Origin of the sequence: Streptomyces sp., from assembly GCF_019510245.1 — a bacterium.
Lineage (GTDB): Bacteria > Actinomycetota > Actinomycetes > Streptomycetales > Streptomycetaceae > Streptomyces.
On record NZ_JAEKKT010000136.1, the window covers coordinates 63,721 to 74,035 of the forward strand.

Consider the following 10,315-nt stretch of genomic DNA (forward strand, 5'->3'; position numbering starts at 1 on the left):
GGAAATGTGATGAATGCGATGAATGTGACCGGTGTACTGGTCGTGGGCGCCGGGCCCACCGGGCTCGCCCTCGGGATCGACCTCGCCCGGCGCGGGGTGGACGCGCTGGTCGTGGAGGCGGGCGAGACGCTGTTCCCGGGCTCGCGCGGCAAGGGGATCCAGCCCCGGACGCAGGAGGTCTACGACGACCTCGGCGTGCTCGACGCGATGCGCGCGGCCGGCGGCCCCTACCCGCCCCGGCTGTTCTGGAAGAACGGCGAGCCCGGCGGGACGAAGCCGATGTTCGACGCGGTGACGGCGGACGAGGGGGCGCCGTACACCGAACCGCTGATGGTCGCGCAGTGGCGCACCCAGGAGGTGCTGTACGCGCGGCTGCGGGAGCTGGGCGGCCGGGTCGCGTTCGGGCACCGGCTGGCGGGCCTGGAGCAGGACCCGGAGGGGGTGACCGCCCGCTTCGCCGACGGGACGACGGCGCGTGCGCGGTATGCCGTGGCGGCGGACGGCGGACGTTCGGCCGTACGGCGTGCGGTGGGTGTCGGGATGGTAGGCGAGTCGGTCGACCCGAGCCCGTTCCTGGTGGCCGACCTGCGCCTGCGGGGCCTCGACCGCGAGCACTGGCACACGTTCATGGGCGACGACGGCTGCGGCGTGGCGCTGTGCCCGCTGGCCGGCACCGACGACTTCCAGCTGAGCGCCCGGCTGCCCGAGGGCACGGAGACCGACCTCTCCCTGGACGGCCTGCGCAGGCTGGTGACGACGTACAGCCACCTCGGCGCATCGGACGTGACCGAGGTGCGCTGGGCCTCCGACTTCCGCCCCCGCGCCGCGCTGGCCGACCGGTTCCGGGTGGGCCGGGTCTTCCTGGCCGGCGACGCGGCCCACGTCCACTCCCCGGCCGGCGGCCAGGGCCTGAACACCAGCGTCCAGGACGCCTACAACCTGGGCTGGAAGCTGGCCACCGTGCTCGCCGGGCGGGCCCCGGACGCGCTCCTCGACACCTACGAGGAGGAGCGCCGGGCGAACGCCGCCGCCATGCTGGGCCTCTCGACGAGCGTCCACCGCGGCGAGGTCCGGCGGGGCGAGGCCACCGTGCAGCTGGGCATCGGCTACCGGGAGTCCTCGCTGACCGAGGAGACCAGGGCGGACCCGGGACCGGTGCGGGCGGGCGACCGCGCGCCCGACGGCCGGAACGCGGACGGGGTGCGGATGTTCGACGCGTTCCGGGGGCCGCACTGGACGCTGCTGACCCCGCAGCCGGTGGCCGGCATCGGCGGCCTGCCGGCCCCTGAGTCGTACGGCCCGGGTGTCTTCCTGGTCCGCCCGGACGGCTATGTGGGCTGGGCGGGCGAGACGGCCGAGGGGCTGCGGGCGTACGCGGCGCGCACCGGGGCCTGAGCGCTCCGGGCCGCCAAGCAGCTCACCGAACGTCTGTGAGCACCGCGCTCAGGCGCTGGCCAGCGTCAGCTTCACCGCGAACCCGAGGAACAGCACCCCCGCCGCCGAAGTGGCCGTCGCCGACATCCGCTTGCGGCGGCGGAACGCGTCGGCCAGCCGGGTGCCGCTGAATATCAGGGCGCTGAGATAGAGGAAGCTGGCCAGCTGGGCGAAGGTGCCGAGGACGACGAAGGACAGCGCCGGGTAGGCGTATGCCGGGTCGACGAACTGCACGAAGAACGTTCCAGAGTCAAACCGCATGTACGCTCTCGCCCATGACGCCTACGCAGACCGCCCCGGAGTGGACGGCAGAGGAACTGGCAGAGCTGGCCGAACTCAACGCCAGGAACGACGCGCTACCGGAGGACGCACCCCGGGGGCTCCTGTCGGTACGCCTGTCCATCCTCACGGAGGACACCACCTCTCCCGCCCGGCAGGAAATAGACCTCCGCCGTCACGCCATCCGCGAGGGCGTAAGAGTGGTCGGTGTGGCCAGAGACCTTGGGGTGTCCGCGACCAAGAAAGCACCTTGGGAGCGTAAGGAACTCGGGGATTGGCTTAACAACAGGATCCCTGAGTTTGACCTGATCCTCTTTTGGAAGCTTGACCGGTTCATTAGGCGAATTTCCGACCTGCACGAAGTAATCAAGTGGTGCGAGAAATTTGGGAAGAATCTAGTTTCCCTCAATGACACCCTGGACCTGTCATCTCCGATGGCGCAGGCAATGGTGACTTTCGTTGCGGCCGTTGCAGAGATTGAAGCCGCCAACACCAAGACTCGCGTTTCGTCCCACTGGGAATACACTAAGCAACAGGACCAATGGCGCATCGGTAAGCCATCGTTTGGCTACAAGACCGGCAGGGTAGAGGGGAAACTCCGCCTAGTGCAGGACCCTAAGAAGGCGCGAGCGGTGCGCTACATGTATCAGGCTGCAATGCGGGGGGTTCCCGCAAACCGGATTGCCAAGGTTTTGGATAGGGCCAAGGTTCCGACGTACAGCAACCGGAAGTGGAACAATCAGCAGGTTCTCAGAATCCTTAGGAACCCGGCCGTTAAGGGGCTCCGTACCGAGGGAGGGACGAAGTCAACTACCTACAAATCTACGCCGGTACTGGATAAGCAAGGCCAGGAAATCAGGGTCACGGATGAGCCGATCCTGACGGATGAAGAATTCGAAGGCGTACAAGCAGCACTCGCCATCCGCTCGAAGAACAAGCGTCATCATGAAAAGAACCGTCGTCCGACCAGATTCCTCGGCGTCATGAAACACGAATGCGGCAGGAACGTTAACGAAACGAATAACTACAAAACGCTCTCTACTGGCGAAGTGAAGGAGTACCGATACTTGCGGTGTCCCGACTGCCGGAAGCCCGGATTCGTGACACCGGACCCTGAGCACGTGTACAAGGCTCTAACACAAGCCGTCTTTGCGGAGCTGGGGGATTACGAAGTAATCCGCCGCGAGTACGCCCGAGGCGACGAAAATAGGCGTGAGCGCAAGCGGCTGGAAGAGTCCATCGCCTACTACATGTCTGGACTGGAGCCCGGAGGAAGGTTCGATAAGGCCGGATTCATTCGCGAGAAAGCAGAGAGCACGCTAGACGCTCTCATGAACGACTTGACGAAGATCGATCCGGACTCCACAAAGGACAGGTGGATCTACGAAAGCACCGGCATGACGTACAGGCAGCATTGGGAGGCTGGCGGGGTAGAGGCCATGGAAAGGGACCTACTGAGTACCGGAACAACTTTCGAACTCGGAAAGCAGGACGATGGTGAACTGTTGGGCCGGTTGGTCATTCCGCACGATGTTGAGAAACGACTGATCAGGATGGACAACAACTGGAGTTGACCATACCGGCACACTCTCCAAAACCAAGATGCCCCCTCCGTGCGGAGGGGGCATCTCTTATATCAACCCTCAGCGGGATAGACGACATCAGCAACGACTTTCCGGTTACCTTCCTCATCCTGGATCACGGTTACAACACGCATACTCCCCCTGTCATTGTGGTCAGCGGCGCCGAGGCCGTGCACCGGTTGCTAGTAGCGAAGAAAGGCAACGTTGCTGACGCTGCCGCCAACACAGGTTCTACGTTGGAAGAGGTGACAGGATCAAGTGTTGGCCGCCCCAAATAACACAGGAGAGGTGACAGATTCAAAGGTGCGTTTAAACGCTGTTTCCAACCCCGAGACTCTTCCGCCTGGCAGGCATGCGCGACCTACCTTTGATTCCGTCACCCTCCCGGCGGTATACCTGTCCCGCTCGGCCCGCCTGGGCCGAACCGCGCTCGTCGCGTTCTACACCCCGCCCGATACCAAAGGACCCTGATTGATTGGCTTTGGACCTGGCGCCCCGTGGGGGGCGATTTCGCAGCTCGACTGTCGGGCTAGGGCACGTGACGTTCGCGTGAGGCCTCTCGCATTCCGGGTGTACTTCGCTGCGCTCGGATGGGGAAACCAGGTTGGACATGCCGAGTTCGCCGAGGGAGCCCTAGCTTCGATCCTGGCGGCCGAGAACGGTCAGGCACTCACCAAGCAGGCCGTACAGAAGGGCATAGCCGGAGCCAAGACCATGGGTTTGATCGGGCCTGAGTCGGGCGCACGCTGCCTCGTACTGCCTGGTCACCACTTCCAGAAGAACGGGCTGGGGTCGGCATCCTGCCGCGTGCACTCTCTCCGTACTGCTGCGTAACCCCGCCACAGTTACTCCGTAACCCTGTGAGGATTACCCATTCCTCTCTGACATGCGGAAACCTTCGCTGCCTCTCTATCTCTATTAGTCATCCCCTGGCCGAGGAACGTAGGCCAGGCATCCAGCACCACCAGGGCGCCCCTCGACGGGCGCCCCTTCTGTTTGCCTTACCTGATGTGCAGCCGCTGTAAGCGGCTCTATCCCGTCGGCTCACGCTGTGAGCCGTGTGCCTCGGCCGGAGCGAAGCGACGGGAGCAGAAGAGAAAGCACACGCGCCCTTCACCATGGACGCGCGGCTACAACACTCAATACTTGAAAGCTAGGGCCGCAATCCTTGCGGCTCAGCCTCTGGGCTCCATCTGTCATTCCCGGCCGGCTGAGACGGCCGATCATATAGTTCCACTCAGCCGAGGCGGAACGAATGACATAGAGAACCTGCGCCCGGCCTGCGGGCCGTGCAACTTCAGCCGAGGCAACAGCCTCATAGTTCGACCTGCTATCGGAAGGAGAGCAAACCGCTACGCAAGATGCGACCCCATGACCTTCTGGGCCGCTTGAACAAATCCGCGATGATATTCGTCCCATCTGTTGGACGGGTCGCTTTCGTCGCGCAGTTGAGAAACTAGTTGGGAATACTCTTCGCTCTGCTCTCCGCCATCGCTCGATTGGATTCGGCGGAGCACATGGAGCTGAGCTACGCGCACACCGAGGGCCGTGGCTATCTGAACTGATCGGAACGAAACTTCCAGCGGTCCGAGAATCTCGATGCGGGAACTACAGTGCGCCAAGTCTCGCAGCAGGTCTGCTGCCGGGGAAACGTCTCCATCGATGCGGACGGCAAGTCGAGCAAGCTGAGAGTAGTTGTCTTCGAATCTTTCATACGCTTCCAATCGTTGCTGACGAAGCCAGTGTGCGTGCTCGGCTGCGGCCTGGTCTCGCACCTGCTGCTTGACGGCTTGGGCCGACCTCTCGGCCCCAATCTTTGCGCCCCACACAGCCGCAGCTCCGCCAACTGCCGTCCCCAACACTCCGAAACCTGCCGCGATCAGCGCGGCTACCCCCTGATCCATAGGCGGTATTCTGCCGGACCCTCGCCCACGGCGAAGGGGGATCTGAAACTATTTCGGGGCCCGTCCCCGCACCCGCAGCCTTCCCTTCGCGTGAGCGCGCGGGGGTTCGCCTGAACTCGTGTAGCTCGGTATTTGGCTGGACGACAGAGGGTCACAACGCCTGGGCACGTATGCGTGCGGATCTCTCCGCACGGCTCGGCAGCGATCCTCGTGAGTGACCGGGGTCACTCATTATCGGGTTGTGTATCCGACCGAATAACAGGTCTTTCCTTGATGTAGAAAGCTTCGATCCTTCACGGATCGGGGGCACGGGTAGGGCGCCGGGCGGTGCTTCGCGGACGGCCCGGCTCATGGCGTTTTCCCAATGCTAACCGTGAGTCGGGCCGTCTCGCTTATCCCCCGCCAATACTTGCGCCCCGCCATTCCCCGAAGGAGAAGACACCATGAGTCAGCGCGTCACTCTGCGCTGTCACGCCTGCGAGCAGAACTTTCCTGCCGACTACGGCCCTGGCCGTCCCGCTATGTATTGCTCCGACGAGTGCCGGACGCTAGCGCGAAGGATTCGCCGCAGAATGCGTTTCGTTGAACAGATCGAACTTCGAAGCCTTCGCCGTTCGCCGTCTTAAGAACATAAATAATCCGCCCTAAGTCCAAGCCGCCCCACCCATTCACATTCGGGTGTCGGGCGGTTTTTTCATGGCCGCTACCCGGCCCGACCAATGAAGGAATCAAATGTCTACTTGCGAGATAAACGAGCGGCAGGCTAAGGCCGCTCTTGAAGAGCGAGCGAAGCTCATCACCGAGATTCGGTCTATTGAAGGTGACAACAAGCTGAGCCAGGCCGAGAAGCGTGAGCGTGTCGAGCGGATCGACCGTGACGTGATCCGGCTGGAGGCCGAGGCCCGGGACGCCGTTGAGCGGGGTGAGCGTGAGCGGGAGGTCCGCGCCCTGGCCGCCAACGTTGGCGGCCTGGTGATGCCGCGCGGCGGTTCTGGCCTTCCTGGCGATCCTGATGCGTGGCGCTCTCTCCTGCCATCCGGTAACGAGTTTCGGACTCTTGTCGCAGAGGGTTCGCCCGGTGCTGGCGGTTACGCGGTTCCGTCGATCACTGCGGACAAGTACGTCGAGCATCTTCGCGCGGCGAGTGTTTTCCTGCGCGTGCCCGGGATCAACGTGCATCGGTTTGAGGGTGGCAGCTTTGTCCTTCCGAACCTCACCAGTTCGACCACTCCCGGTGTCGTCGCCGAGGGTGCCGTGATTCCTGAGGGAACCGCGAACTTCGCTGGCCTGACGTTTAATCCGGTCAAGTACGCGGACCTTTACCGCGCCTCGAATGAGGTGCTGGATGATGCAGCCTTTGAAATGCGGAACCTGATCGCTGGCGTGATGGTTCGCAACATTGCTACCCAGGTCGATAAGGATGCGTTCCAGGGCACCGGGACGGCTTCCCTTTCCGGTCTGACGAAGGCCGGCATGGGTACTGCCGTGAACCTGACTACGGGCAACACGGTCGTTAAGTGGGACCACATCATCGATGGCTTCTCGGATATCGAGGCGGCCGGTGCGGTTCCGGGTGTTATCTGGGCCAGCCCGGACATGGGTAAGGCTTTGCGGAAGGAGCGTGAAAACGCCACGACCGGTGGATACCTTGCTGGCCAGGTTACCGACCCGGTGACCAAGGCGGGTCTCGGCCTTCCGATCTACATTTCGGCGAACCTGCCGGTTCGTACTGTAATCGTCGCCGACCCGACCCGCATTCACATTGGCGTCCGCTCTGATGTGCGTGTCGCGGTTTCGGAAGACTTCGGCTTCGACAAGGATCTGACGGCTTTCCGCGCGACGTACCGCGTTGCCGGTCTTGCGGTGGATACTCCTGCGGCCTTGCAGGTAGTCAAGGCTTCTGCTTCGTAGGAATTCAGAAAGGTTGGTTCGGGAACGGGATTTCGCCCTTTCCCGGGCCGCCTTTTCTTTTACCTTCTGCAGTGCTGCGGAAAGTGACCGAAACTCTTCCGCGTTACACCAATGCCCAACCTCTGCCCTTCCTCAAAGGAAACCCTAATGAAACCGTTCCTTGACATGACCGACAAGGCCGCCATTCTCGCGTATCTCCGCGCACGCTCCGTCATCTGGCCCGACTCCGAGGGCGGGTGTTTCGAGTGGGTGCAGTACCGCACCCCAGACGGTTACGGCCGCTTCACGGCTAACGGAAAGCAGTATTACGTTCACCGGGAAGGCTTGAAGGCTTCCGGCGGATTCATCCCGGCGAAGATGACCGTGGATCATTGGTGCCTCAATCGGGCGTGCTGGAATCCGGCCCACCTTGACGTTGTGAGCCGCGAAGAGAACACCCGAAGGGCAAGAAACGCTTACTGGGCCCGCTTCGTAATAGGAAACCGCGCCGCTCTGAATTTCTCGCGGAAGATGGCAGGCTCTGTAATCGAGATCGCAGCGTAACCCTGCAATTCCGCTCGAAGAAGGGGCCTACCAACGCCAACCATCGAGCTTCCCGCCCGCGCACTCAGGACACGGAACCTTCTCCGTGTAGCGGCAGACAGGGCAACCCCCGAAGCCCGCACAGCTCGGGCACCACACCACCGTGTGACCGATGCACGCTGCGCACACGTCCGAGATTGAGTCGAGCCACTGAAGGAAGGCAGGCGGCCCGGGGTCGTACGGCCTTCGGCCGGCCCGAGGCTTCTTCGGACGTTCGGGGGCTTGGGTCACCCCGAACCCCCATGCGTACACTGCCTGATCTTCCGGGCCGCTTCGAACCGCTTGGACGCGTTCCGGGACTTCTTCGCTGCCTCCAGCTCGGCCAGGGCCGCCGCGCACTGCGCGCATCCCTCACGCGGCTTCGCTTCGTACAGCCAATCGTCTAGGGGGAGTTCGACCGTTGGACCGGGGTACGGGTGCGGCTTCGTCATACCGCCACCCCCCATACGGTCGGCACAGGAAGCTTTCGCCCGTCGCTCGCCGCTGAATGCGGATGGTTGCCGATCTCTCGATTGGCCGAGGCCACCGCTTCGGGCACATCCGCGTCACGGGCAACTTCGCGGGACCTCGACAGAGCGGCGCACGTCATGCACCCCTCGACCCCAACCGGCTCAAGGCCGGGAATCCTTACTACCGGTCGGGATTCAGCGTGCGGTTTGTGCTCCAGCATCGATCGCCCCTCGGCTCCGTGTCTGTCACGTCATGGTGCCAAGGGGGGCTCAGGGCTAGGCGTTTTATTTGCGTTGTCGGGCAAAGATCACGGACCATTCAGCCAAGAGGGCCCGGCAGTCATCGCCGAATACTGCGTATCGCTCGTAGGTCTCGAAGTCCCCGAGATAGGCCGTCACGTCTCTGTGGTCACGCAATATCAGGGCGCCCGTACCAGTTTCCACGGTGGCTAGGCGGCGGTCATAGAGCGTGAATGTGTTGAGTGGCCTCTCTGGAATGTGCCCACCCAAGGGAATCACCCCTAGGCGAACGTTCGGAAGGCCGGAGACGGACGCAAGTCGGTCGAGTTGCATAGCCATGGCCATTGGGGGCAGCAGCGGCCACCTGACCGCTTGTTCGGTGAGAACGAAGGTGAACGACTTCGAATCGTCGTAAAGAACCTGTTGCCGCTCTAGCTTCTTCGCAATGGTCTTCGACTGGTCGCCGGGAACGTCGGCGATGCTCGCACGCACGTATTCGGGTGTAGCGAGAAGCCCCGTTATCATAGAGAGCAGAAAGAATCGAAACTCTGTCGAGACCGCTTCGAGTCTCGCTAGCTCGTTCTGTTTCTTGTCCAAGCCTCGGCGACGAGACGACCAGTGGTCTTGCCACTCCGTGTTGGCCGACCTAGCCAACGAAAGTATCTCGGTCGCAATGGGGCTATCGGCCCCGAGAGCTTCCAGAATCAATTCAACGTCAACAAGAGAGGGCGTGAGCTTGCCGCCCTCGATATTACTTACCTTGGTTTGAGACATGTTGCAGCGGCGAGCGAGCCAGGTTTGCGTTTTCCCGGCTCGCTTGCGCTGGCCTCTCAGGGCTTCCGCTAGGTCAGACCTTGATTGACCTAGCCTCTCGGGCTCAAACGTCAATGCCCTTCACGTACTCCTCAAGAGGCACCGACTCGGCTACCGCGATCCGCTGGTATTCGATGAACGCAGCTACGTCCCCTTCGTAGACTTCCCGGTTGATCTGCCTTCCGTCCGGGTGGTAATTCATCAGCACTACTTCGGCACGGTCGAACATCCAGAAGTCCTGAACGCCGGCCAAGGGGTTATCCCGGTCGGTCACGTCGAGAATGCGGATACGCTCACCCGCCAGGGCATGGGGCGCGTAATACTGCGCGAACTCGAATTGCAGATAGTCCGATAGCGGACGCGTCACGACGTGCACGCGCCCCTGAGTGCGCCCCTCTGCGGATTGTCGGCGTAGCCGATCGGTGTACTCATTTGATACAGCGTGGGGGTCGATTCGGGCCCCCGCCCTGAACGCCTGGAACTCTTCTTCTTCCTGCGGCATGAGGTACTGGGGCAGGGTCTCAAGCCTCCACGCCTCTCGCTGAAAGCCTTCGAAGCGTGCCGCCCATTCCTCACCAGCCAAGAACACGAACGGCCTCCCTCAGCACGCTTTCGGGGATCTCTACAAGCCCTTCGCCCTCGGGCGGCGTGAACGCCTGGGAAAGGTCGCCCTGTACGACGAAAGAACCGTTTGCGGTGCGGTAGACGTTCGGGCAGTCGTCCTTTCCGCAGGTGCCGTTTCCGTTGCCGGTCAGTCGGGTCAGTTCCTCGCGCGCCATGCCGAAACCCCCTTGTGATTGGCCCCTGTTGGGGCCCGGTGGCTACGACGGTACGAGGGGCCGACAGGCCCGTCTATGCGGCAGCGCCAATATTCGCGTGGTCGGGTAAACCGACAGATGGAAGCGCAGGGGCTCACGCGGTCCGAGAAGGGCATGGGCACGCACGTCTTGCGGTCGGGGGAGCTGGACGCCCAGGGCGGGGCCTAGATGTGCTGTCCGGACAGGTTGGTGACGCGGCTGGCTGGGGTGTGGCCGCTGATTCCGGTGTGGGGTCGGTGGTAGTTGTACCAGTCCAGCCAGTCGGGGAACGCGGCCTGTCGTTCGCGGTCTGAGGTGTAGGG

At 62.7% G+C, this 10,315-nt stretch carries 10 protein-coding genes and 1 pseudogene; 5 read left to right on the top strand and 6 right to left on the bottom strand.

The features are described 5' to 3' along the window. Nucleotides 1-9 precede the first annotated feature (9 nt). Nucleotides 10-1,395: an FAD-dependent monooxygenase gene (locus JF597_RS20835; protein WP_293996812.1), complete on the top strand. Its 1,386-nt coding sequence runs from the start codon at nucleotides 10-12 to the stop codon at nucleotides 1,393-1,395. 48 nt (nucleotides 1,396-1,443) lie between these two features. Here the strand turns inward: JF597_RS20835 and JF597_RS20840 are convergent. Continuing rightward, nucleotides 1,444-1,704 (bottom strand): annotated as a pseudogene (locus JF597_RS20840) (LysE family transporter); the annotation flags it as partial. Nucleotides 1,705-1,709: 5 nt separating this feature from the next. On the opposite strand from JF597_RS20840, the gene JF597_RS20845 reads away from it, so the two are divergent. Together JF597_RS20845 and JF597_RS55615 are read left to right on the top strand one after the other, a co-directional pair. Further along, nucleotides 1,710-3,287, top strand: a complete 1,578-nt coding sequence (locus JF597_RS20845) for a recombinase family protein (protein WP_293996814.1) — start codon at nucleotides 1,710-1,712, stop codon at nucleotides 3,285-3,287. Between the two features lie 1,017 nt (nucleotides 3,288-4,304). Then, nucleotides 4,305-4,688, top strand: a complete 384-nt coding sequence (locus JF597_RS55615) for an HNH endonuclease signature motif containing protein (RefSeq protein ID WP_366916430.1) — start codon at nucleotides 4,305-4,307, stop codon at nucleotides 4,686-4,688. Here JF597_RS55615 and JF597_RS20850 read toward each other — a convergent pair. Then, nucleotides 4,649-5,200 carry a hypothetical protein gene (locus tag JF597_RS20850; RefSeq protein WP_293996817.1) on the bottom strand — a complete coding sequence of 184 codons (552 nt, stop codon included), beginning with the start codon at nucleotides 5,198-5,200 and terminating at the stop codon, nucleotides 4,649-4,651. The two genes, JF597_RS55615 and JF597_RS20850, sit on opposite strands and share 40 nt — an antisense overlap. Nucleotides 5,201-5,932: 732 nt before the next feature. On the opposite strand from JF597_RS20850, the gene JF597_RS20855 reads away from it, so the two are divergent. Both JF597_RS20855 and JF597_RS20860 read left to right on the top strand, forming a co-directional pair. Next, a complete protein-coding gene (locus JF597_RS20855) occupies nucleotides 5,933-7,111 on the top strand; it encodes a phage major capsid protein (RefSeq protein WP_293996819.1) in 1,179 nt (392 codons plus the stop codon). A gap of 165 nt (nucleotides 7,112-7,276) precedes the next feature. Then, nucleotides 7,277-7,654 carry an HNH endonuclease gene (locus tag JF597_RS20860; RefSeq protein ID WP_293996821.1) on the top strand — a complete coding sequence of 126 codons (378 nt, stop codon included), beginning with the start codon at nucleotides 7,277-7,279 and terminating at the stop codon, nucleotides 7,652-7,654. Between the two features lie 773 nt (nucleotides 7,655-8,427). On the opposite strand, the gene JF597_RS20865 is transcribed toward JF597_RS20860, so the two are convergent. The 4 genes from JF597_RS20865 to JF597_RS20880 all read right to left on the bottom strand — a co-directional run. Then, nucleotides 8,428-9,270 (bottom strand): helix-turn-helix transcriptional regulator, encoded by an 843-nt coding sequence (locus JF597_RS20865; RefSeq protein ID WP_293996823.1) that lies wholly within the window; start codon nucleotides 9,268-9,270, stop codon nucleotides 8,428-8,430. Then, on the bottom strand, nucleotides 9,260-9,784 hold the full coding sequence (locus JF597_RS20870; protein ID WP_293996825.1) for a DUF6879 family protein: 525 nt from the start codon (nucleotides 9,782-9,784) through the stop codon (nucleotides 9,260-9,262). The genes JF597_RS20865 and JF597_RS20870 overlap by 11 nt, the downstream gene beginning before the upstream one ends. Next, the gene (locus JF597_RS20875; protein ID WP_093601018.1) at nucleotides 9,768-9,974 is read right to left on the bottom strand and encodes a hypothetical protein; all 207 of its coding nucleotides are present in this window, start codon (nucleotides 9,972-9,974) and stop codon (nucleotides 9,768-9,770) included. Before JF597_RS20875 ends, JF597_RS20870 begins: the two co-directional genes overlap by 17 nt. A gap of 203 nt (nucleotides 9,975-10,177) precedes the next feature. Then, a partial coding sequence (locus JF597_RS20880; RefSeq protein WP_293996838.1) for an integrase core domain-containing protein occupies nucleotides 10,178-10,315 on the bottom strand: 138 nt, incomplete at its 5' end.